Raw genomic sequence first — 23,234 nt, 5'->3', positions numbered from 1 at the left:
GCCAGCTTTCCCCGCGCGACCACGCCGGGGGTCAATAGCGATATGCACGCGCACCGGCCGGTGATGCTCGACGAGGCGCTCACCGGCCTCGGTGTCTCTGCGCGCCCGCAGGGGCTCTATGTCGATGGCACTTTCGGCCGCGGCGGCCACTCCGGCGCCATCCTCGACGCCCTGCGCGGCGGCAGCCTGCATGCCTTCGACCAGGACCCGGAAGCCGAGGCCAGCGCCCGCGTCCACTTTGCAGCGCGTCCCGGCTTTCACTTTCACGCCCGCAATTTCTCGGCGCTGGCCGAGGTTGCGGCGTCCGAAGGCTTTGCCGGCAAGGTCGACGGCATCCTGCTCGACCTCGGGGTCTCCAGCCCGCAGCTCGACGACGCCGAGCGTGGCTTCTCGTTTTCCCACGACGGCCCGCTGGACATGCGCATGAACCCGCGCGCCGGTCTCTCGGCCGCCGACTGGCTGGCGCGCGCCAAGGAAGAGGAGATCGCCGACGTGCTGTTCGTCTACGGCGAGGAGCGCAACAGCCGGCGCATTGCCAAGAAGCTGGTGGAAGCCCGCGCCGAGACCCCGATCACCCGCACCGCCCAGCTCGCCAGCCTGATCGCCTCGGTGCCCGGCCCGCGCAGTCACAAGATCAACCCGGCGACGCGCAGCTTCCAGGCCGTCCGCATCTATATCAACGGCGAGCTGGAGGTTTTGCAGCAGGTGCTGCAGGCCAGCCTCGCGGTGCTGGCTCCCGGAGGCCGGCTGGCGGTGATCAGCTTCCATTCCCTGGAAGACCGCATCGTCAAGCAGTTCATCCGCGATCACGCCGGCCCGCGCCTGGCGCGCGACAAGTACGCGCACTTGAAGGAGGCGCCGGCGGCTTCCAGCGCGCCGCTGCGCGAGCTGGAGCGGGTGTTCCCCAGCACCGCCGAGTGCGCCCGCAACCCGCGCGCGCGCAGCGCCGTGCTGCGCTTGGCCGAGCGCACCGAGGTGCCGGCGTGAGCGCGCCGATGACCCGGCGCCTGCCGCCGCGCACCGCCCCGACCGGTGGCGGCCTGATGCTGCCCTTGCTGCTGACCATCGCCGCCCTGGTGTCGGCGGTCTGGGTGGTGCAGATCAAGCATGGCAACCGCGCGCTCACCAACGAGCAGAGCCGCCTGCGCGACGAGGCCGACCACCTTGAAGTGGAGTGGTCGCAGTTGCAGCTGGAAGAAGCCGCGCACAGCAGTCACGCGCGCATCGAGCAGATCGCCCGCGAGCAGCTGAAGATGATCGAGCCGCGCGAGACGGTGATGGTGTCCGGGCGCAGCGGCGCGCCGGCGCCGGCCGGGGGTGGGCAATGAGCGTCCCCGGTCGCCGTACCTCCGCGCCGCCGCCGGGCGTGCAACCGGTCTCGCCCTGGCGCCGCCAGGCAGTGCTCGGCTTGCTCGCGGCCGCCTCGCTGGCGGTGCTCGGACGCGCCTTCTACCTACAGGTGCTGGACCGCGAGTTTCTGGTCACCGAGGGCGACAAGCGCCACATCCGCACCGTCGAGCTGATCGGTCATCGCGGCGCCATCCTCGACCGCAACGGACAGCCGCTGGCGCTGTCGGCGCCGGTGGACTCGCTGTGGGCGGTGCCGTCGGAACTGCTCACGCCCGAGGCCGCGCCCTACCGCGAGGCGCTGGCGCAACTGCTCGAACGCAAGCCCAAGGACTTCGAGAAGTTCCTCAAGGCGCAGGGCGAGAAGAAGTTCGTCTACCTGCTCAAGAACCAGAACCCGGAAGTGGTCGCGCGCCTGCTGAAGATCAAGGCGCCGGGCGTGTTCGCCGAGCGCGGCTACTCGCGCTACTACCCGGCGGGCGAGGTGGTGGGCCAGGTGGTCGGTTTCTGCGGCACCGAGGGTCACGGCCTGGAAGGCCTGGAAAAGGCCCACGACACCATGCTCGAAGGCGAGAAGGGCTTTCGCCGCGTGATCCGCTCGCGCGACGGCCGCATCGTCGAGGATGGCGGCAGCGAGAAGGCCGCGCGTGCCGGCGCCGATCTGCAACTCACGCTCGACCTGCGCCTGCAATATCTCGCCTACCGCGAACTGGCGGCGGCGGTGGAGCGCAACAAGGCCAGCGGCGGCATGATCGTGGTCGCCGACGTGCAGACCGGCGACATCCTCGCGGTCGCCGCGCAGCCGGCCTACAACCCCAACAATCCGGAGGATCGCAAGGTCGGACTGCGCAACCGCGCGATCACCGACCGCCTGGAGCCGGGCTCCACCATCAAGCCCCTGATGGTCGCCCAGGCGCTGGAAACCGGCACCTACACCGCGAGCAGCCTGATCGACACCGGCAACGGCGAGCTGGCGGTGGGCCCCTGGACCGTGCACGACGTGCACGCCGAGGGCGTGGTCGACCTCGCCAAGCTGCTCGCCAAGTCCAGCAATGTCGGCGCCGCGATCATGGGCCTGAAGATGGGGCCGGAGGCGCTGTGGACCGGCTACCAGAACTTCGGCATCGGCGAGCCGATCCAGCTCGGCTTCCCCGGCGAGGTCACCGGCACCCTGCGCATGCCGCAGAAATGGCGGCAGTCCGACACCGCCGCCGCCGCCTACGGCTACGGGGTGTCGATGAGCGCCCTGCATCTGGTGCGCGCTTACGCTGGCTTGGCCAATGGCGGCCTGATGCCACAGCTCTCGCTGCTCAAGCGCGACCATTTGCCGCCGCCGCGCCGGGCGATCAGCGCCAGCAGCGCCGACCAGGTGCTGGCGATGATGCGCGGCGTGGTCAGCATCGACGGCACCGCCATCAAGGCGGCGGTGCCGGGCTATAGCGTTGCCGGCAAGACCGGCACCGTGCGCAAGCTCAAGACCAGCGGCGGCTATGAAGACCGTCGTCACTGGTCGGCCTTCGTCGGCGTGCTGCCGGCGCAGTCGCCGCGTCTGGTCGGGCTGGTGTTCGTCGACGAGCCCACCGCCGGGCAGTACTACGGCGGCAAGGTTGCCGCGCCGGTGTTCTCGGCGGTGATGGGCGGCGCTGCCCGCCTGCTGCAGATTCCGCAGGACCAGCCAGTGGACGCCGCCGCGCCGCAGACCGTCTCCCTACCGCCCTCGGCGGCCACACTGGAGCCGCGCGCATGACACGGTGCCGCGAGCGTTTTTTGCGAGCGTGGGTGCGGGAATGCGCGCCACGCGCCGACTCGGCTGCGCTTGAGTCTGGGGAAGAATTCGTGGAGGCGCGCGCATGACACGGTGCCGCGAGCGTTTTTTGCGAGCGTGGGTGCGGGAATGCGCGCCGCGCGCCGACTCGGCTGCGCTTGAGTCTGGGGATGAATTCGTGGAGGCGCGCGCATGAGCCGCCTGCTGAAGGACTTGCTGGCCGGCCTCGCGCCCGCGCCCAGCGACAACCCCGAGCTGGAAGTCACTGGCGTCGAGACCGACTCCCGCCGGGTGGAACCGGGCGATGCCTTCCTGGCGGTGAAGGGTGTCGCCGGCCACGGTCTGGCGCACGTCGAGACCGCGCTGGCGCGCGGCGCCACGGCGGTGGTCTGGGAGCCGGCGCCGGGCATCGCCGAGCCGGCCGATCTGCCGGTGCCGCAGGTCGCCGTGCCTGGCCTGTCGCGCCGCGTCGGCGAGATCGCCGCGCGCTTCCACCGCGAGCCGGCGCGCCAGTTGTTCACGGTCGGGGTCACCGGCACCGACGGCAAGACCTCCAGCGCCTATCTGGTCGCGCAGGGGCTGGAAGCCCTGGGTGACAGCTGCGCCTACCTCGGCACCATTGGCTTCGGCCGCCTGGGTGCGCTGCGCGAAGCCAGCCACACCACGCCCGACCCGATCCGCCTGCAAGAGCTGCTAGCCGGTTTCGTCGCCGAGGGCTTGCAGGCCTGCGCGATGGAAGTGTCCAGCCACGCCCTGGATCAGGCCCGTGTTTCCGGTATTGGCTACGACCTGGCCATCCTCACCAATGTCACCCGCGACCACCTCGACTACCACGGTACGGTCGAGGCCTACGCGGCGGCCAAGCGCCGGCTGTTCAGCGACTACTGCCGTGGCATGGCGGTGCTCAACCGCGACGACGCCACTGGCGCCGCCTGGGCGGCGGCACTGCTCGCCGAGGGGCGCGCGGTGACGGTCTATGGCCTCGATGGCGAGATCCCCAGCGCCGGGCGTTATCTGCTCGGCCGCCAGCTCCAGCTCTCCAGCCATGGCCTGGCGATGGAGATCGACAGCAGCTGGGGTAAAGGCCGGCTGGAGACCCGTCTGCTCGGCCGCTTCAACGCCTACAACCTGCTGGCCGCGCTCGCCGCGCTGCTGCATCGCGGCGCGAGCCTGCCGGATGCGCTGCGCGCGATGGCGCAGGTGCACACCGTGCCCGGACGTATCGAGGGCTATCGCGGTCCGGCCGCGAAGCCCCTGGTGGTGGTCGACTACGCCCACACGCCGGAGGCGCTGGAGCAGATTCTGAAAGCCGTGCGCGCGCATACCGCAGGCCGGCTGATCTGCGTGTTCGGCTGCGGCGGCGACCGCGACCGCGGCAAGCGGCCGCTGATGGGCGCGGCGGCAGTGCGGGGCGCCGACCTCGCGATCGTCACCGACGACAATCCGCGCAGCGAAAGCCCGGCCGCCATCGTCGCCGACATCCTCGCAGGTGCGGGCGCCGGCACCCGTGTCATCCACGACCGTGCCGAGGCGATCCGCGCCGCCGTCGCCGAGGCCGGTGCCGACGACGTGGTGGTAGTCGCCGGCAAGGGCCACGAGACCACCCAGACCTATGGCAAGGACGTGCGGCCGTTCAGTGATCGCGCCTTTGTCGCTGCCTTGGTAGGAGCGGGCTCATGATGGAACGCCTGTCCGACGCCGCGCGCCGTCTCGGTGTGCCCTTGCAGGGCGACGACGCGCCGTTCTCGCGCGTGGTCACCGATACCCGCGCGTTGCAGCCGGGCGATCTGTTCGTGGCGCTTGCCGGCGAGCGCTTCGATGCCCACGACTTTCTCGCCGAGGCGGCCGCCAAGGGCGCGGTCGGGGCGCTGGTGTCGCGTTCGGTGGATGCGCCCATCGCGCAACTGCTGGTGCCCGATACCCTGGTGGCGCTGCAACGCTATGCCGCGAGCTGGCGGCGGCACTTCGGCGGGCCGGTGATCGGCGTCACCGGCAGCAATGGCAAGACCACCACCAAGCAGTTGCTGGCGGCGGTGTTCGCGGCGCGCGGCTCGGTGCTCTACACCGAGGGCAATCTCAACAACCATATCGGCGTGCCGCTGACGCTGTGCCGGCTGCGCCGCGAGCACCGCACGGCGGTCATCGAGATGGGCGCCAACCATGCCGGCGAGATCGCCGCGCTGGCCCGGCTCGCCCGCCCCGGCGTCGGCATCGTCACCCAGGCTGGCGACGCGCACCTGGAAGGCTTTGGCTCGCGCGAGGGGGTGGCCAAGGCCAAGGGCGAGATGTTCGCTGCGCTCAATGGCGGCGTCGCCGTCATCAACGCCGACGACGCTTATGCCGGCCTCTGGGTCAAGCTCGCCGCCGACAACCGCATCGTCAGCTTCGGCTTTGCCGGCCACGCCGACGTGCGTGCCGAGCGCCTGGTGGCTGGCGCCGACGAAAGCCGCTTCCTCCTGGTCACGCCGGCTGGCGAGGCCGAGGTACAGCTGCCACTGCCCGGCCGCCACAACGTCGCCAACGCGCTGGCGGCGGCGGCGACCGGGTTCGCGCTGGGCCTGGAGCCGGCGGTGATCGCAGCCGGGCTCGCGAAGGTCGAGGCGCCCAAGGGCCGGGTCGCCGTGAAGACCCACGTCAGCGGCGCGCGACTGATCGACGACAGCTACAACGCCAACCCGACCTCGCTCAACGCCGCGATGGAACTGCTGGCGCGCGAGTCCGGCCGACGCCTGCTGGTGCTGGGCGACATGGCTGAACTGGGTCCGGACGCGGCGCGTCTGCATGCCGACGCGGGCCTGCGGGCCCGCACGCTGGGACTCGATGGCCTCTACACGCTGGGCCGCCTGTCGGCCGAGGCGGCAGGCACTTTCGGCGGCGCCGCGCAATCGCACAGCGAGCTGGACGCACTGATCGCCGCTCTGCGCAGCCAGCTCACGGCCGGCACCACGATCCTGGTTAAAGGCTCACGCTCGGCGCGCATGGAGCGCGTCGTCGCCGCGCTCACCGACAACAACAACGAAAAACCCGGCGCCACGCTCGCCGAGGGGAGTCACTGATGCTCTATCACCTCGCGCAATGGCTACAGGCGGACTACTCCTTCCTGCGCCTGTTCAACTATCTCACCGTGCGGGCGGTGCTGGGCATCCTCACGGCGCTGATCTTCAGCTTCGTGTTCGGGCCGCTGCTGATCGAGCGGCTCTACCAGTTCAAGTTCGGCCAGCCGATCCGCGACGACGGCCCGGCCTCGCACCTGAAAAAGACCGGCACGCCGACCATGGGTGGTCTGCTGATCCTGGCGGCGATCACGGTGGCGACCCTGCTCTGGGCCAACCTCACCAGCAAGTTCGTCTGGTTCGCGCTGGCGGTGACCCTGGCGTTCGGCGCGGTCGGCTTTGCCGACGACTACATCAAGATCAAGCACAAGAACCCCAAGGGTCTGATCGCCCGCAAGAAGTACTTCTGGCTGTCGCTCACCGGCTTCTCGGTATCGCTGGCGATCTATCTCACCGCCAAGACCCCGGTGGAGACCGCGCTGATCGTGCCCTTCCTGAAGGGCGTGTCGATCCCGCTCGGGGTGTTCTTCGTGGTCTGGACCTATCTGGTGATCGTCGGCAGCTCCAACGCGGTGAATCTCACCGACGGCCTCGACGGTCTGGCGATCATGCCGACCGTGCTGGTCGCCTCGGCGCTGGCGGTATTCGCCTACTGCACCGGCAATGTGAAGTTCGCGCAGTACCTGGGAATCCCCTACATCGCCGGCGTCGGTGAGCTGGCGGTGTTCTGCACCGCCATCGCCGGCGCCGGCCTGGGCTTCCTCTGGTTCAACGCCTACCCGGCGCAGGTGTTCATGGGCGATGTCGGCGCGCTGGCGCTGGGCGCGGCGCTGGGCGTGGTGGCGGTGCTGGTCCGTCAGGAGCTGGTGCTGGCGATCATGGGCGGCGTGTTCGTCGCCGAGACCATCTCGGTGGCGCTGCAGGTGGGCTACTTCAAGTACTCGGGCGGCAAGCGCATCTTCCGCATGGCGCCGCTGCACCACCACTACGAACTCAAGGGCTGGGCGGAGCCGAAGATCATCGTCCGCTTCTGGATCATCACCTTGATTCTGGTGCTGATCGGCCTGTCCACGCTGAAGATCCGGTGAGGACGCACTGACCATGGGCCGCTACTCGGGTAAGCGCATGCTGGTGGTGGGGCTGGGACTCTCCGGAGTCTCGGCGCTGCGCTACCTCGCGCGCGAGGATGCCGACCTGGTCATCACCGATTCCCGCGCCGAGCCGGCCGGACACCAGCAGCTCACCGCCGAGTTCGGCCGCTTCGAGTTCCGTTTGGGCGGCTTCGCCGCGCCGGAGCCGCTGAACCAGTTCAGCGAGGCGGTGGTATCGCCCGGGGTCTCGCTGAATGAACCTTTCGTGCAGGCTCTGCGCGCCGCCGGAGTGCCGATCATCGGCGACATCGAGCTGTTCGCCCGCCACGCCAAGGTGCCGGTCATCGGCATCACCGGCAGCAATGGCAAGTCCACCGTCACCACCCTGGTCGGCGAGATGGCGAAGGCGGCAGGCCTCAAGGTCGGGGTCGGCGGCAATCTGGCGCCGCCGGCGCTGGACGTGCTCTCCGACAGCGCCCAGCTCTACGTGCTGGAGCTGTCGAGCTTCCAGTTGGAGACCACCCACACGCTGCGCTGCCGGGCGGCGGCGGTGCTGAATCTTTCGGAAGACCATCTCGACCGCCACGGCTCGATGGCCGCCTACGGCGCCGCCAAGGCACGCATCTTCAACGGCTGCCAGGTGGCGGTGGTCAACCGCGACGATGTCGCCACCCGGCTCAACAGCGATGCCGCCCGCCGCCGCCTCAGCTTTGGCCTGGACGCGCCGCGCGCACCCGGCGAGTACGGCCTGATCGAACAGCGCGGCGAGCTCTGGCTGGCCACCGCCCGCGACCGCATCCTGCCGCTGTCGGCGCTGAAGATCGCCGGCCTGCACAACGCCGCCAATGTGCTGGCGGCGCTGGCGCTGATCGAGGCCGCCGACATTCCGCGCGCCACCGTGCTGCGCGCCCTGCAGGACTTCCGTGGCCTGCCGCACCGCTGCGCCTTCGTCGCCGAGATCGACGGTGCCCGCTACTACAACGACAGCAAGGGCACCAATGTCGGCTCGACGCTGGCGGCGGTGCGCGGACTGCCGTCGCCGCTGATCTGGCTGGGCGGTGGTCAGGGCAAAGGCCAGGACTTTTCGCCGCTCGCTGGCGCGCTGGCCGCCAAGGGCAGTGCCGCGGTGCTGTTCGGCGAAGACGCCGACAAGATCGAGGCCGCCATCGACGGCGCCCTGCCGGTGTACCGCGAAGCGAGCATGGCCGACGCGCTGCGCCGCGCGCGGACGCTGACCCTGCCCGGCGCCTCGGTGCTGCTGTCGCCGGCCTGCGCCAGCTTCGATCAGTTCAAGAGCTATGTGGACCGCGGCCAGCAGTTCGAGGCGGCGGTGCGCGAACTGGCGGCGGGAGGGCGTCCGTGAACCTGGAACTGCCCAATCCCAAGTACGGCCTCGACGGCCTGTTCTGCGGCGCCGTCGCGGCGCTGTTGGCCTGGGGGCTGGTGATGGTGGCCTCGGCCAGCGTCGCCGTCGGCGAGAAGCTGGGCGGTTCCTCGATGTATTTCTTCTGGCGCCAGCTGGTGTTCATCGGCGTCGGTCTGGTTGCCTGCTGGGGCATGTTCTGCGTGCCCACCGGCTTCTGGGAGAAGCAGCGCTGGTGGCTGTTGCTGGGTGCGATGCTGCTGCTGCTGACCGTGCTGCTCGCCGGCGTACGGGTGAACGGCGCCAAGCGCTGGCTGGACATCGCCGGCTTCTTCCGCCTGCAGGCCTCGGAGCCGGTGCGCCTGGCCTTCATCGTCTGGCTGGCCGGCTACATCGTGAAGCGGCAGCTGGAGTTGCAGACCTCGCTGGCCGGCTTCCTGAATCCCCTGGTGTTCCTGTTCCCGATCCTGGTGCTGTTCCTGCTGGAGCCGGACCTCGGGGCGACGGTGATCCTGCTCGCGGTCACCTTCCTGATGCTGTTCCTGGGCGGCGCCCGGCTGCTATATGTCGCCGGCCTCGGCCTGCTCGCCGGCGGCGTGCTGAGCGTGCTGGTGATGACCGTCGCCTACCGCATGAAGCGGGTGCTTTCGTTCACCAATCCCTGGGAAGACGCGCTGGGTTCGGGCTTTCAGCTCACCCAGTCGCTGATCGCCGTCGGCCGTGGCGAGTGGACCGGCGTCGGCCTTGGCAACAGCGTGCAGAAGCTCATGTACCTGCCGGAAATGCACACCGACTTCATCTTCGCGATCCTCGCCGAAGAGTTCGGCCTGCTCGGGGTGCTGAGCCTGATCGCCCTGTTCGGCGTGGTGGTCTGGCGCGGCTTCAAGATCGGCCAGCAGGCCGAGCAGCTCGACCGCCGCTTCGCCGCCTACCTCTGCTACGGCCTGGCCGGCTGGCTGGGCCTGCAGGCGCTGATCAACATGGCGGTGAACATGGGCGCGCTGCCGACCAAGGGCCTGACCCTGCCGCTGATCAGCTACGGCGGCAGCTCGCTGGTGACGGTGAGCCTGATGCTGGGCCTGATGCTGCGCGTCGACTACGAAAACCGCGCGGCGCTGGCGATGCTGCCCAAGCCGCGTGGCCGCACCCTGTCCGGCAAGGCGGTGCAGACCGCGCCCCTGGGCCTGCGCGACTGGCTGGCCGGCCTGCGCCGCAGCCTGGGCGCGGGGAGGGCGGGCGCATGAAGATTTTGATCATGGCGGGGCGCGACGGAAGCAGGACGAATGCCTTGAATGGCATTCGGCCCCGCTGCGCGGGCGCACATGGGCGAATGGCTTGGGCGGGGACTGACTCAATGTCAGTCCCCGTTAGGCCATTCGCGCCCAGGGCTCTCCCGATGGCGCTCCGTCTCGCCATGGACGGCGGAGGTAAGCCATGAAAGTGCTGATCATGGCCGGTGGCACCGGCGGCCACGTCTACCCCGGCCTCGCCGTCGCCCACGCCCTGCGCGCGCGCGGCCACGAGGTGGTCTGGCTGGGCGCGCCGGAGAGCTTCGAGTCGCGCACCGTCCCCGCGCAGGGCATCGCCATGGAATACGTGCAGGTCAGCGGCCTGCGCGGCAAGGGCCTGCTCAAGCTGCTGACCGCGCCGCTGCTGATCCTGCGGGCGATCCGTCAGGCGCTGGGCGTGCTGTCGCGGGTGCGGCCGGACGCGGTGCTGGGCATGGGCGGCTTCGCCGCCGGCCCCGGTGGCGTTGCCGCCTGGCTGCGGCGCATCCCCTTGTTCGTGCATGAGCAGAACGCCACCGCCGGCTACACCAACCGCCAGCTCGCCAAGCTGGCCCGGCAGGCCCTGCAAGGCTTCGACGGCGCACTGGCCGGCGGCATCACCGTCGGCAATCCGGTGCGGGCGGAAGTCGCCGCGCTGCCGCCGCCGGCGCAGCGTTACGCCGGCCGCAGCGGCCCGCTGAACCTGCTGGTGGTCGGCGGCAGCCAGGGTGCGAAGGCGCTCAACGAGAAGTTGCCGGCGGCGCTGGCGCTGATTCCGCCGGCGCAGCGTCCGCAGGTGCGCCACCAGGGCGGCCGCACCGTCGAGCTGGCGCAGGCGGCCTATGCCCAGCACGGCGTGCAGGCCGAGGTGACGCCGTTCATCCAGGACATGGCCGGCGCCTACGCCTGGGCCGATCTGGTGGTGTGCCGCTCCGGTGCCTCCACCGTTGCCGAACTGGCGACGGCCGGGGTGGCCAGCGTGCTGGTGCCCTTCCCCTACGCCGTGGACGACCACCAGACCGCCAACGCCGGCGCGCTGGTGCAGGTGGGCGCCGCCGAGCTGATCCAGGAGCGCGACCTTTCCGCCGAGCGGTTGGCGGCGGTGCTGCGCGACGCCAGCCGCGCCGACTGCCTGGCTCGCGCCGAAAAGGCACGTGCCGCCGCGCATCCGCGCGCCACCGAAGACATCGTCGAGCGTCTGCTCGCCGCAGGAGCGCGCCCATGATGAATCCCGGTGAAATGGCCAGGGCGCCCATGCACCGCGTGCGCCGTATCCACATGCTCGGCATCGGCGGCTCCGGCATGTCCGGCATCGCCGAGGTGCTGATCAACCTGGGCTACGCGGTGAGCGGCACCGACCTCAAGCCCTCGGCCGCCACCCGGCGGCTCGAACAGCTTGGAGCGAAGCTCTACTTCGGTCATCAGGCCGAAAACGCCGAGGGCGCCGACGCCATCGTGGTATCGACGGCGGTGAAGGCCGACAACCCCGAGCTGGTGCATGCGCGCGCCCACCGCATCCCGGTGGTGCGCCGCGCCGAGATGCTGGCCGAGCTGATGCGCTTCCGCTTCGGCCTCGCCATCGCCGGCACCCACGGCAAGACCACCACCACCAGCCTGGTCGCCAGCGTGCTCGCCGAGGGCGGGCTGGACCCGACCTTCGTGGTCGGCGGCAAGGTGAAGGGTGCGGACGCCAATGCCCGCCTCGGTGCCGGCCAGTATCTGGTCGCCGAGGCCGACGAGTCCGACGCCAGCTTCCTGCACCTGTCGCCGATGATGGCGGCGGTCACCAACATCGACGCCGATCATCTCGAAACCTATGGCGGCGACTTCGGCGTGCTGAAGCGCACCTTCGTCGAGTTCCTGCACCGGCTGCCGTTCTACGGTCTCGCCGTGCTCTGCGCCGACGACCCGGTGGTGCGCGAGATCCTGCCCGCAGTTGGCCGGCCGCTGCTCACCTACGGTTTTGCCGAGGACGCCGACGTGCGCGCCGTGGAGGTGGTGCCCGAGCGTGGCGGCAGCCGCTTCACGGTGCAGATCGGCACCGTGCGCGAGGAGCTGCACCTGAACCTGCCGGGCCGCCACAACGTCCAGAACGCCCTGGTGGCGGTGGCGATCGCCCGCGAGCTGGGGGTGCCGTTCCCGGCGATCCGCAAGGCCTTCGCCGAGTTCGCCGGCGTCGGCCGCCGCTGCGAGTCGCACGGCGAGGTCCTGGTCGAAGGCAAGCGCCTGAAACTGATCGACGACTACGGCCATCACCCGCGCGAGCTGGCCGCCACCTTCGAGGCGGTGCGCACCGCGCACCCTGGCCGGCGTGTGGTGGTGGCCTTCCAGCCGCACCGGTACAGCCGTACCCGCGATCTGTTCGACGAATTCTGCGAGGTGCTCTCGCACTGCGATGCGCTGCTGCTGCTGGAGGTCTACGCCGCCGGCGAGGCCGCCATCGCCGGCTACGACGGCAAGGCGCTGGCGCGCGGTATCCGTGCTCGTGGCCGCGTCGAGCCGGTGTTCGTCAAGACGGTTGCCGAGCTGCCGGAGGCCCTGCGCGGCCTGGTGCAGGACGGCGACGTGCTGCTCACGGTGGGTGCCGGCGACATCGGCACCGCGCCGGCCCTGATGCTCCAGACCTTCGGGAGCGCGCCATGAGCGCCGCGCTGAAGCTGCCGTCGGTGCGCGGCCTGCTGCGCCAGGGCGAGCGTCTGGCGCCGCGCACGAGCTGGCGTGTCGGCGGCCCCGCCGACACCTATTTCGAGCCGGCTGATCGCGAGGATCTGCTGGCCTTCATCCGTGCGCTGCCGGCCGGGGAACCGGTGCTGTGGATTGGCCTGGGCAGCAATCTGCTGGTGCGCGACGGCGGCTTTCGCGGCACCGTCATCGGCCTGCACGGCGCGCTCGATGCCATCCACCTGGAGGCCGAGGATCGGATCTATGCCGAGGCCGGCGCCCACTGCGCGCGGCTGGCCAAGTTCGCCACCGCCCAGCAGAAGGCCGGCCTGGGCTTCATGGCCGGCATTCCCGGCACGGTCGGCGGCGCACTGGCGATGAACGCCGGCGCCTGGGGCGGCGAGACCTGGCCGGTGGTCCGCGAGGTGGAAGTGGTGCTGCGCGACGGCAGCACCCACTGGCTGACGCCGCAGGCCTTCGTCACCGGCTACCGCCATGTCGAGGCGCCGGAGCAGGTGCTCGGCTATCTCGCCGCACGCTTCGCGGTGGGCGAGGACAGCGACGGCAGCCACGCCCGTGCCACCAAGGACAGCCTCGCCAAGCGCAAGGCCAGCCAGCCGGTCGGCAAGCCCTCGGCGGGGAGCACCTTCCGCAATCCGCCGGGCGATCACGCTGCGCGGCTGATCGAGTCCTGCGGCCTCAAGGGCCACCGCATCGGCGGCGCCTATGTGTCGCCGCTGCACGCCAATTTCCTGATTACCGAGGAGGGCGCCCGCGCCGCCGATGTCGAGGCGCTGATCGCGCATCTTCGCGCGACGGTGAAGGCCAGGACCGGTTTCGACTTGCACCCCGAAGTGAAGATTGTTGGAGAAGCCGCATGAGCGCCGTCACCGATCCCAAAGCCTTCGGCAAGGTGGCCGTGCTCATGGGCGGTTGGAGCGCCGAGCGCCAGGTCTCGCTGTGGAGCGGCGAGGGCATCGTCACCGCCCTGCGCGCGCGCGGCGTCGATGCCCACGGCGTGGATGTCGCCTCGCCCGAGCAGTTGTTCTCGCTCAAGGCCGAGGGCTATGTGCGGGTGTTCAACATCCTGCACGGCACCGGCGGCGAGGACGGCACGGTACAGGCCATCCTCGACCTGCTCGGCCTGCCCTATCCGGGCTCCGGCGTGCTGGCTTCGGCGCTGGCCATGGACAAGCTGACCACCAAGCGGGTGTGGAAGGCCGAGGGCCTGCCGACGCCGGGCTTCCGCGTGCTGGAGTCGCTGGCCGACGCCCACGCGGCGGCGAAGACCTTCGGCTACCCATTCATCATCAAGCCGGCGGCGGATGGCTCCAGCGTCGGCGTCAGCAAGATCAAGACGGCGGAGCAGATCGACGCCGCCTACGCCTTGGCGCGGGGCGATAGCGACCGCGTGGTGATGGCCGAGCAGTTCATCGGTCGCGCCGGCAAGAACGACGAGTTCACCTGCCCGATCCTGCTCGGCCGCGCGCTGCCGGTGATCCGTATCGAGCCGGACGGCGAGTTCTACGACTACCACGCCAAGTACATCAGCAACGACACCCGCTACCACTGCCCTTCGGGGCTGGACGCCGGCTTCGAGGCGGAAGTGCAGGCGCTCTGCCTCAAGGCCTTCGCGCTGGCCGGTTGCCGGCACTGGGGGCGGGTGGATTTCCTGATCGGCGAGGACGGCCGGCCGCAGCTGCTGGAACTCAACACCCTGCCGGGCATGACCTCGCACTCGCTGGTGCCGATGGCCGCCAAGGCGGTGGGCATCGACTACGCCGAGCTGTGCTGGCGCCTGCTGGAAGCGACGCTGTGAGCGCGCTCGTCCTGCCCATGTCCGCTCCCTACACCAAGCGCCTCGATCCCCACCAGGCCGGCCCGGCTGGCCTGCCGCCGCTGCTGCGCAATGCGCTGCTGAGCCTGGGCGCGCTGGCCGCGACCCTGGTCGCCGGTCGCCTGCTGCTGGCGCGCGTCGATGCGCCGGCTCGCGAGCTGGCGGTGCAGGGGCTGTTGCAGCACGTGCGCGCCGACGAAGTGCGCGCCGCCGCCGCCAGCGCCATCGACGGCCAGCTGTTCGAGGTCGATCTGGAAGCCGTGCGGCTCGCCATCGAACGCCTGCCCTGGGTGGCGCATGCCCGTGTTGATCGCCAGTGGCCGGCACGGCTGGTGGTGCGCATCTGGGAGCGGGTCCCTTACGCCCGCTGGGGCGAGACCGAGGCGCTGTCCACCGAGGGCATTGTCTTTGCGCCCGGCGGCGAAACGCTGCCGGATAGCCTGCCGCGCCTGTCTGGCGCGCCCGGCCGCGAGCGCGAGGTGATGGAGATGTACCGCCAGCTCGCCGACCGCCTGGCGGAAACGCCGTTCGCGCTGGCCTCGCTCAGCCAGGACGCGCGTGGCGACTGGGTGGCGGTCAGCCATGGTGACATCCATCTGCGCTTCGGCCGCGCCTCGCCGCTGGATGCGGTGGAGCGCCTGAAAACCACCGTGCTGCCGGCCCTGGCCAGCCGCCTCGGCGAGGTCCACACCGTGGACCTCCGCTATCTCAACGGCTTCGCGGTCAGCTGGCGCCCGGCGCCGAGCGCGACCACCGCGAAGTCCACGGCCGGCGTCCCGCCCGCCGCCCCTGCTGTTCCCGGAGTTTCGCCATGAGTCGCCGTCCCGAACCCAGTTACCTCTTCGCCTTGGACGTTGGTACTTCCAAGGTGGCGGCATTGGTGGGCGAAGTGAGCCCCGAAGGCAAGTTGCAGGTGGTCGGTATCGGCCAGCAGGCGGCGCGTGGCCTGAAGAAGGGCGTGGTCACCAACATCGACGCCACCGTGCAGGCGATCCAGCGCGCAGTGGAAAACGCCGAGCACATGGCCAATTGCCGCGCGCGCATGGCGCATGTGGCGATCACCGGCGCCCACATCAAGAGCCAGACCAAGTCCGGCGTGGTGGCGATCAAGCATCGTGAAGTGAGCCACAAGGATGTCGATTCGGTGATCGAAAACGGCTCGGCGGTGCCGGTGCCGGCCGACCAGCAGATCCTGCATGTGCTGCCGCAGGAATTCATCGTCGACGGTCAGGAGGGCATCCAGGACCCGGTCGGCATGTCGGCGGTGCGGCTGGACGTGAACGTACACATCGTCACCGGCTCGGTGTCGGCCGCGCAGAACCTGCAGAAGTGCGTGGAGAAGTGCGGGCTGGCGGTCGAGAAGCTGGTCATCAGCCATCTCGCCAGCGCCGATGCGGTGCTCACCGAGGACGAGAAGGATCTCGGCATCTGCTGCATCGACATCGGCGGCGGCACCAGCGACATCGCGGTCTACCAGGGCGGTGCGATCCGCCACACGGCGGTGCTGCCGATCGCCGGCGACCAGGTCACCAACGACATCGCGGTGGCCTTCCGCACCCCGACCCAGAACGCCGAGGACATCAAGGTCCACTACGGCTGCGCGCAGCCCTGGATGGTGCAGGCGGAGGAAGTCATCGAGGCGCCCAGCGTCGGCGAGAACCCGCCGCGCGCCTTCTCGCGGCACATGCTCGCCGAGGTGATCCGGCCGCGTTACGAAGAGCTGTTCCGCTACGTCGCCAAGGAGCTGCACCGCGCCGACATGTTCGGCCGCATTCCCGGCGGCGTGGTGCTCACCGGTGGGTCGGCGCAGATGCCGGGCGTGGTGGAACTGGCGGAAGAGGTGCTGGAAGTGCCGGTGCGGCTCGGCTTGCCGCACGGCGTCGAGGGCATCGAGGCGGCGTCCCGGGATCCGGGGCTCGCCACTGGCGTGGGCCTGTTGCTCTACGCCAAGCGGATGAAGCCGGAGTTGGCGCGCGGCGCCGTCGGCGGTGGCGACGGCGGCGATGTGCTGTCGCGGGTGAAGGCCTGGTTCAAGGGCAGTTTCTAGTTCTTTGGTGTTTTGGGTTTGGCTTCAGGGCGACGGCACAAGGCCGTCATGAAATAGCAGCAGGGCAATACGAGGAGGTTCGTCATGGCAGGTGCAATGCAGGAAACGTTTGAACTGGTGGATGGGCTGCGAACCACGGCGGTGATCCGCGTCATGGGCGTCGGCGGCGGCGGTTGCAACACCGTCAACCAGATGTCCCAGAGCGGCATCAACGGCGTCGAGTTCATCTGCGCCAATACCGATCGCGACCATCTGGAGAAGTGCATCCCCAACAACCAGTTGCAACTGGGCATGGAGATCACCCGGGGTCTCGGCGCGGGCAGCAACCCGGAAATCGGCCGCCAGGCGGCGGAAGAGGACCGCGAGCGCATCGCCGAGATGCTGGAAGGCACCGATCTGCTGTTCATCACCAGCGGCATGGGTGGTGGCACCGGCACCGGCGCGGCGCCGGTGATCGCCGAGGTGGCGAAGGAGCTGAAGATCCTCACCGTCGCGGTGGTGACCAAGCCCTTCCCCAGCGAAGGCAAGAAGCGCATGGCGCAGGCCATGCACGGCATCACCCAGCTCCAGCAGCACGTGGATTCGCTGATCGTGATCCCCAACGAGAAGCTCAAGCTGGTGCTCGGCGGCTCGGTGAGCCTGATGAACGCGTTCAAGGCCGCCAACGACGTGCTGCAGAACGCGGTGCTCGGCATCTCCGACCTGATCACCCGGCCGGGCGAGATCAACCTCGACTTCGCCGACGTGCGCACGGTCATGGGCGCGCGCGGCATGGCGATGATGGGTATCGGCAAGGCCACCGGCGAGGACCGCGCCAAGCGCGCGGTGGAAGCGGCGCTGTCCAGCCCGCTGCTCGACGACATCGAGATCCGTGGAGCTCGCGGCATCCTGGTCAACATCACCTGCGACGAGTCGCTGACCCTGGACGAGCACGACTACATCATGCAGCACGTCGGCGACGTGGCGAGCGAGGAGGCCGACATCAAGTGCGGCACCTCCATCGACCCCAGTCTCAACGGCGAGCTGCGGGTGACGGTGGTCGCCACCGGCCTCAACAGCAGCAAGCGCGAAGAGCTGCCGCCGCATGTTGCGCGCTTCGAGCCGCGCCGGGTGGCGACGCCGGCCTACGCCGCCAGCTCCTACGGCGCGCCGACCAATCACCACGCCTCGCCGCAGATGAACCTGCCGCCTCGGGTGCCGGGTCTGCGGCCGATGCCGGAGATGGGCAGCTACAACCGTCCCGCCGCTGCGGCGGCCGGTGCCGCCAGCGGCGCGCACTGGTTGCAGGAGCTGTCCGACGACGTGATCGACATCCCGGCCTTCCTGCGCGCGCAGGCGGACTAGGAATCGGTGGCGGGTCCGAGGCGGAGCCGTGAGCGGCCACCGCCCTGGGCTGTGCTGTCAGCGTCTTGCCCTGGACGCTGACGGTGTTCGGCCTCCGCCCCGGACCCCGCCGTCGCCCCTGCTTGGGGCGGCGGAAGGCCGGAGGCAGCGTGATAAACTGCCTCAATCTTCCCGATACAGCGGGTGTGCGCCAGGCGGTCTTGAACGACCGTCTGGCGTTCGCACCTAGGACCCATGATCCGTCAACGCAGCCTCAAGTCCCCGATACGTGCCAGCGGCATCGGCCTGCACGGTGGACGCAAGGTCTACATCTCGATCCTGCCGGCGCCGGTCAATCACGGCATCGTGTTCCGGCGCGTCGATCTGTCGCCGGCGGTGGACATCCCCGCCAGCGCCCTGCTGATCGGCGAGACCACGCTGTGCAGCACCCTGGTGCGCGATGGCGTCAAGGTGGCGACCGTCGAGCACATCATGTCGGCCTTGGCCGGCATGGGCATCGACAACGTGCTGGTGGAACTCTCCAGCCCGGAAATTCCGATCATGGACGGCTCCGCCGCACCGTTCATGTACCTGCTGCAATCGGCCGGCGTGGTCGAGCAGAACGCTCCCCGCAAGTTCATCCGCATCCTGCAGCCGGTGCAGGTCGGCGAGGGTGACAAGTACGCGCGCCTGGAGCCCTACGAGGGCTTCCGGCTGTCGTTCGGCATCGAGTTCAAGCACCCGGCGTTCAAGACCTCGGCGCAGACCGCGACGCTGGAATTCACCACCGCCAACTACATCAAGGAAGTCTCGCGCGCCCGCACCTTCGGCTTCATGCGCGAGTTCGAGATGATGCGCTCGCGCAATCTGGCGCTGGGTGCCTCGCTGGACAACGCGGTGGCGCTCGATGACTACCGGGTGGTCAATCCCGACGGCCTGCGCTACGACGACGAGTTCGTCCGCCACAAGATTCTCGACGCGGTGGGCGATCTCTACCTGGCCGGCCATCCGCTGCTGGGCGCCTACAGCGCCTACAAGTCCGGCCATGCGCTGAACAACCAGCTGGCCTGCGCGCTGCTCAATGACCGCAAGGCCTGGGAATTCGCCAGCTTTGACGATGCCGCCGCTGCGGCCCCCGCCGTTACTTCGATGCGCGCCCTCGCGGCCTGAAATCTGCTCGCCTTCGGTTGCTGAAATGTGACCGATTAGTCTTGCTTTTTTGGCCTAATGAGCGGCCGTTTGCTTGCCACGGCTCAAAAATTGCTTTTACACTCCCAGCCGTCCGGTCGTCGCTGACGATCTGACGGTGATGTTCAGCCGGGTGCAAGACGAGCCGGTGCGTGCACTGAACCAGTCCAGCAGTTCGGATTGGCGGTAGCGCAAGGGAGTCAGGGCCGCCGCGGAAGTGACCAGCAAGGCCACCCGCTCGCCCTCCAGGTTGGCCAGACGGACGTGCCGGGCCCAGGGGCCCAGCGGAGACAGCCATTGCCGGAAGGCGCGATCCAGCTCCGCCAGCCGGGCGGCGCGGGCAAGCAGCCCCCGCTGCAGTACGGCGGAACGATGCAGATGGGCGTCTAGGCGCTCGGCGCTCACGAAGGTTATTTAAGGATTGCGGCAGTCGATGGACATCATACTAGTCAGTCACAAGCGGGGCCGGACCTGGCGCCTGCGCCTGGGTTTGACCCAGGTGTTTTCCTGGTTGCCGGCCCTCGCCGTGGTGCTGGCCCTGGTTGGCCTGGGCTTCGGTGCCGGCTACTGGGCCAACGGCCACACCGGCCTGATGCCGACCGCCCTGGCCAAGACCTGGAGCCACGAGATCCAGGCCCAGCGTGCCGAACTGGCCGCTGCCCGCAATGCCGCCGAGGAAAACACCCGCGCCCTGGCGCGCCGCATCGCCCAGCTCAATGCGCAGATGATGCGTCTGGACGCCGCCGGCGAGCGCATGGTCAAGGTCGCTGACCTCGACGCCGAGGAATTCAACTTCGACCAGGCGCCTGCCGTCGGCGGCCCGGAGACCGAAGAGATCGAGACCGCCGCCGCCGGCGATCCGTTGATGCTGGCGCTCGACCGTTTCGAGTCCAAGCTCAGCGACCGTGAGCGCCAGTTGCGGGTGCTGGAAGACCTGCTGCTCGCCGGCCGTCTGCAGAAGGAAGTCCGGCCCTCCGGCTGGCCGGTGGCTTCCGGCTTCATCAGCTCGCTGTTCGGCTACCGCACCGACCCGTTCAGCGGCCGTGCCGCCTACCACGAAGGCGTCGACTTCGCCGGCCGCGAGGGCTCGCCGGTGCTGGCGGTCGCCGCCGGCATTGTCAGCTACGCCGCCGAGCGCGCCGGCTACGGCGTGCTGGTCGAGATCAATCACGGCAACGGCTACGTCACCCGCTACGGGCACAACCAGCGGGTGCTGGTGAAGCCGGGCGAGACCGTCCGCAAGGGCCAGCGTCTGGCGCTGATGGGTAGCTCCGGGCGCTCGACCGGCCCGCATGTGCACTTCGAGGTGCTGCTGAACGGCTCGGTGGTCAATCCGCAACAGTACATCCAGGCTTCGCGCTGAGGCGCCCCGACCGCCAAGGCGGTGCTGCCCCAGGCCACGGTCCTTGAAATAGGGCCGTGGTCGCCCCATCAGTCATAATGGACCCCCATTTTTGACACGATGCGCCGCCACCCATCGGGCGGCGTTTTCGCATCAGAGCCCATAGGCCATGATCAACAAGCTGCTCACCTCCGTCTTCGGCAGTCGCAACCAGCGCCTGGTCACCTCGTTCCGCAAAGGCGTGGTCGATAGCGTCAACGTGCTGGAAGCCAAGTACGCCGCGCTCTCCGACGCCGAGCTGACCGCGCAGACCACAGTGCTGCGCGAGCGCCTCGCCAAGGGCGAAAGCCTGGATGCCATCCGCGCCGACGCCTTCGCGGTCTGCCGCGAGGCTGGCAAGCGGGTGATGAACATGCGGCACTTCGACGTGCAGCTGATCGGCGGTGCGGTGCTGCATGCCGGCAAGATCGCGGAAATGCGCACCGGCGAGGGCAAGACCCTGGTGGCCACCCTGCCGACCTATCTGAACGCGCTGGAAGGCAAGGGCGTGCACGTCATCACCGTCAACGACTACCTGGCGCGCCGTGACGCCGAGTGGATGGGGCGGCTGTACAACTTCCTGGGCCTGTCGGTGGGCGTGGTGGTCTCCGGCCAGAGCCAGGAAGAGAAGCGCGCCGCCTACCAGGCCGACATCACCTACGGCACCAACAACGAATTCGGCTTCGACTACCTGCGCGACAACATGGCCTTCTCGCTCGCCGACAAGGTGCAGCGCGGCCAGCACTACGCCATCGTCGACGAGGTGGACTCGATCCTGATCGACGAGGCGCGCACGCCGTTGATCATCTCCGGCCCGGCCGACGATGACCCGGAGATGTGGCGCAAGATCAACGCCATCATTCCGCGCCTGAAACCGCAGCAGGAAGAAGAGGGCGAGGGCGATTTCTTCGCCGACGAGAAGGGCAAGCAGGTACACCTCTCGGAGTCCGGCCACGAGAAGGCCGAGGACCTGCTGCGCCAGATCGGCCTCCTGGGCGAGGAAGACTCGCTCTACGACGCCAGCCACATCATCCTGGTGCACCACCTCAACGCCCTGCTGCGCGCGCACCACCTGTACAAGAAGGATGTCGAGTACATCGTCCGCAACGGCCAGGTGATCATCGTCGATGAGTTCACCGGTCGCCTGATGGCCGGCCGGCGCTGGTCCGACGGCCTGCACCAGGCGGTGGAAGCCAAGGAAGGCGTGAAGATCCAGCAGGAAAACCAGACGCTGGCCTCGATCACCTTCCAGAACTACTTCCGTCTCTACAAGAAGCTGGCCGGCATGACCGGCACCGCCGACACCGAGGCCTTCGAGTTCCAGAGCATCTACAACCTGGAAGTGGTGGTGATCCCCACCAACCGGGCGATGGTGCGCCAGGACCGTGGCGATCAGGTGTTCATGAACGCCAAGGACAAGTTCAATGCTGTCATCAAGGACATCGTCGAGGCCAACGCCAAGCAGCAGCCGGTGCTGGTCGGCACCGCCAGCATCGAGACCAGCGAGCTGCTCTCGAACCTGCTGACGCAGCGGAACATCCCGCACGAGGTCCTGAACGCCAAGCAGCACGAGCGCGAGGCCGAAATCGTCGCCAACGCCGGCCGCCCCGGCAAGGTGACCATCGCCACCAACATGGCCGGCCGTGGCACCGACATCGTGCTCGGCGGCTCCCTGGAAGCCGAGCTGCATGCCATCCCGGAAGACGACAGCGCCGCCCGCGAGGCCGCGCGCGCCGCCTGGAAGGAGCGTCACGAAGCCGTGAAGGCCTCCGGTGGTCTGCTGGTGATCGGCAGCGAGCGCCACGAGTCGCGGCGCATCGACAACCAGTTGCGTGGTCGTTCCGGCCGCCAGGGCGATCCGGGCGCGACGCGCTTCTACCTCTCGCTCGACGACACTCTGATGCGCATCTTCACCCCGCCGACCATGCGGGCGATGCTGCAGAAGCTGGGCATGGAGGAAGGCGAGGCCATCGAACACCGCTGGGTGACCCGCGCCATCGAGACCGCGCAGCGCAAGGTCGAGGCGCACAACTTCGACATCCGCAAGAACCTGCTCGAATACGACAACGTCGCCAACGATCAGCGCAAGGCCATCTACGAGCTGCGCGACGAGCTGATGAGCGCCGAACAGCTCAGTGGCATGGTCGAGGACATCCGCCCCGACGTGGTCAATGCGGTGATCGACGCCTACATCCCGCCGCAGACGGTGGAGTCGATGTGGAATCCGGACGGCCTGGAGGCGGCGCTGAAGAAGGACTTCGCGCTCGACTTCCCGGTCAAGAAGCTGCTCGACGAAGATTCCAGCCTGGACGAGAAGGGCCTGCGCGCGCGCATTCTGGAAGCGCTGGTGACGGCCTACCAGGACAAGAAGGCCAAGGTCGGCGCAGCGGTGCTGGAGCACTTCGAGAAGGCCATCCTGCTGCAGGTGATCGACCAGTTCTGGCGCGAGCATCTGGCGGCGGTGGACTATCTGCGCCAGGGCATCCATCTGCGTGGCTATGCGCAGAAGGACCCCAAGCAGGAGTACAAGCGCGAGGCCTTCAACATGTTCAACGACATGCTGGCGCGCTTCAAACACGAAGTCATCAGCGTGCTGTCGCGGGTGCAGATCCAGACCGAGGCCGAGGTCGAGCGGGTCGAGGCCGAGCGCCGCGCCGCCGCCGAAGCCGCCGAGCAGCGCATGCAGTTCCAGCACGCCAATGCCCCGGACATGCTGCATGGCGCTGCCGAGCCGGCGGCTGCGGTCGAACCGGCGCAGGGCGCGGTGCGGGCTGGGCCGCCGGAAGCCCGGCTGGCGCCGGTGCGCGCCGCGCCCAAGGTCGGTCGCAATGATCCCTGCCCCTGCGGCTCCGGCAAGAAGTACAAGCAGTGCCACGGCAAGCTGGACTGAGCGTCTGAGGGCCGAGGCGA

Annotated in this window: 19 protein-coding genes; 18 read left to right on the top strand and 1 reads right to left on the bottom strand. The window is 69.1% G+C overall.

The annotated features are described in order from the left end of the window. Positions 1-42: 42 nt before the first annotated feature. The 16 genes from rsmH to lpxC all read left to right on the top strand — a co-directional run bounded on the left by rsmH (position 43) and on the right by lpxC (position 18,925). The gene (gene rsmH, locus ED208_RS02600) at positions 43-987 is read left to right on the top strand and encodes a 16S rRNA (cytosine(1402)-N(4))-methyltransferase RsmH (RefSeq protein WP_123210283.1); all 945 of its coding nucleotides are present in this window, start codon (positions 43-45) and stop codon (positions 985-987) included. Beyond that, positions 984-1,328 (top strand): cell division protein FtsL, encoded by a 345-nt coding sequence (gene ftsL, locus ED208_RS02595; protein WP_233574750.1) that lies wholly within the window; start codon positions 984-986, stop codon positions 1,326-1,328. The genes rsmH and ftsL overlap by 4 nt, the downstream gene beginning before the upstream one ends. Next, positions 1,325-3,094 carry a peptidoglycan D,D-transpeptidase FtsI family protein gene (locus ED208_RS02590; protein ID WP_123210281.1) on the top strand — a complete coding sequence of 590 codons (1,770 nt, stop codon included), beginning with the start codon at positions 1,325-1,327 and terminating at the stop codon, positions 3,092-3,094. The genes ftsL and ED208_RS02590 overlap by 4 nt, the downstream gene beginning before the upstream one ends. Before the next feature lie 210 nt (positions 3,095-3,304). Next, positions 3,305-4,792, top strand: a complete 1,488-nt coding sequence (locus ED208_RS02585) for a UDP-N-acetylmuramoyl-L-alanyl-D-glutamate--2,6-diaminopimelate ligase (RefSeq protein ID WP_123210280.1) — start codon at positions 3,305-3,307, stop codon at positions 4,790-4,792. Next, on the top strand, positions 4,792-6,168 hold the full coding sequence (locus ED208_RS02580) for a UDP-N-acetylmuramoyl-tripeptide--D-alanyl-D-alanine ligase (protein ID WP_123210689.1): 1,377 nt from the start codon (positions 4,792-4,794) through the stop codon (positions 6,166-6,168). The genes ED208_RS02585 and ED208_RS02580 overlap by 1 nt, the downstream gene beginning before the upstream one ends. Further along, on the top strand, positions 6,168-7,253 hold the full coding sequence (mraY, locus tag ED208_RS02575) for a phospho-N-acetylmuramoyl-pentapeptide-transferase (protein WP_123210279.1): 1,086 nt from the start codon (positions 6,168-6,170) through the stop codon (positions 7,251-7,253). The genes ED208_RS02580 and mraY overlap by 1 nt, the downstream gene beginning before the upstream one ends. 13 nt (positions 7,254-7,266) lie before the next feature. After that, positions 7,267-8,619 carry a UDP-N-acetylmuramoyl-L-alanine--D-glutamate ligase gene (murD, locus tag ED208_RS02570; RefSeq protein WP_123210278.1) on the top strand — a complete coding sequence of 451 codons (1,353 nt, stop codon included), beginning with the start codon at positions 7,267-7,269 and terminating at the stop codon, positions 8,617-8,619. Then, positions 8,616-9,863 (top strand): putative lipid II flippase FtsW, encoded by a 1,248-nt coding sequence (gene ftsW / locus ED208_RS02565; RefSeq protein WP_233574749.1) that lies wholly within the window; start codon positions 8,616-8,618, stop codon positions 9,861-9,863. The genes murD and ftsW overlap by 4 nt, the downstream gene beginning before the upstream one ends. A gap of 190 nt (positions 9,864-10,053) precedes the next feature. Further along, positions 10,054-11,112 carry an undecaprenyldiphospho-muramoylpentapeptide beta-N-acetylglucosaminyltransferase gene (murG, locus tag ED208_RS02560; protein ID WP_123210276.1) on the top strand — a complete coding sequence of 353 codons (1,059 nt, stop codon included), beginning with the start codon at positions 10,054-10,056 and terminating at the stop codon, positions 11,110-11,112. Continuing rightward, positions 11,109-12,530, top strand: a complete 1,422-nt coding sequence (gene murC / locus ED208_RS02555; protein ID WP_123210275.1) for a UDP-N-acetylmuramate--L-alanine ligase — start codon at positions 11,109-11,111, stop codon at positions 12,528-12,530. The genes murG and murC overlap by 4 nt, the downstream gene beginning before the upstream one ends. Continuing rightward, positions 12,527-13,429, top strand: a complete 903-nt coding sequence (gene murB, locus ED208_RS02550) for a UDP-N-acetylmuramate dehydrogenase (RefSeq protein WP_123210274.1) — start codon at positions 12,527-12,529, stop codon at positions 13,427-13,429. The genes murC and murB overlap by 4 nt, the downstream gene beginning before the upstream one ends. Next, on the top strand, positions 13,426-14,367 hold the full coding sequence (locus ED208_RS02545) for a D-alanine--D-alanine ligase (RefSeq protein ID WP_123210273.1): 942 nt from the start codon (positions 13,426-13,428) through the stop codon (positions 14,365-14,367). Before murB ends, ED208_RS02545 begins: the two co-directional genes overlap by 4 nt. Continuing rightward, positions 14,364-15,200, top strand: a complete 837-nt coding sequence (locus ED208_RS02540; protein WP_123210272.1) for a cell division protein FtsQ/DivIB — start codon at positions 14,364-14,366, stop codon at positions 15,198-15,200. Before ED208_RS02545 ends, ED208_RS02540 begins: the two co-directional genes overlap by 4 nt. Next, positions 15,197-16,432 carry a cell division protein FtsA gene (gene ftsA, locus ED208_RS02535; RefSeq protein WP_123210271.1) on the top strand — a complete coding sequence of 412 codons (1,236 nt, stop codon included), beginning with the start codon at positions 15,197-15,199 and terminating at the stop codon, positions 16,430-16,432. Before ED208_RS02540 ends, ftsA begins: the two co-directional genes overlap by 4 nt. 84 nt (positions 16,433-16,516) lie before the next feature. Continuing rightward, entirely contained in the window at positions 16,517-17,776 is a 1,260-nt protein-coding gene (gene ftsZ / locus ED208_RS02530) for a cell division protein FtsZ (RefSeq protein WP_199720483.1), read from the top strand. Between the two features lie 234 nt (positions 17,777-18,010). Next, a complete protein-coding gene (gene lpxC / locus ED208_RS02525) occupies positions 18,011-18,925 on the top strand; it encodes a UDP-3-O-acyl-N-acetylglucosamine deacetylase (protein WP_123210269.1) in 915 nt (304 codons plus the stop codon). A 96-nt stretch (positions 18,926-19,021) separates the two neighbouring features. Here lpxC and ED208_RS02520 read toward each other — a convergent pair whose 3' ends face one another. Next, positions 19,022-19,348 (bottom strand): DciA family protein, encoded by a 327-nt coding sequence (locus ED208_RS02520; RefSeq protein ID WP_158608399.1) that lies wholly within the window; start codon positions 19,346-19,348, stop codon positions 19,022-19,024. Positions 19,349-19,376: 28 nt separating this feature from the next. Here ED208_RS02520 and ED208_RS02515 point away from each other — a divergent pair, with 28 nt between their 5' ends. After that, positions 19,377-20,306 carry a M23 family metallopeptidase gene (locus ED208_RS02515; RefSeq protein ID WP_123210267.1) on the top strand — a complete coding sequence of 310 codons (930 nt, stop codon included), beginning with the start codon at positions 19,377-19,379 and terminating at the stop codon, positions 20,304-20,306. 148 nt (positions 20,307-20,454) lie between these two features. After that, complete coding sequence (secA, locus tag ED208_RS02510; protein ID WP_123210266.1) at positions 20,455-23,214, top strand: preprotein translocase subunit SecA; 2,760 nt, start codon at positions 20,455-20,457, stop codon at positions 23,212-23,214. The last annotated feature ends 20 nt before the right edge of the window (positions 23,215-23,234 follow it).

This window comes from Stagnimonas aquatica (assembly GCF_003730135.1).
In the GTDB taxonomy this organism is placed as follows: Bacteria; Pseudomonadota; Gammaproteobacteria; order Nevskiales; family Nevskiaceae; genus Stagnimonas; species Stagnimonas aquatica.
This window is presented reverse-complemented; position numbering and strand designations above follow the sequence as displayed.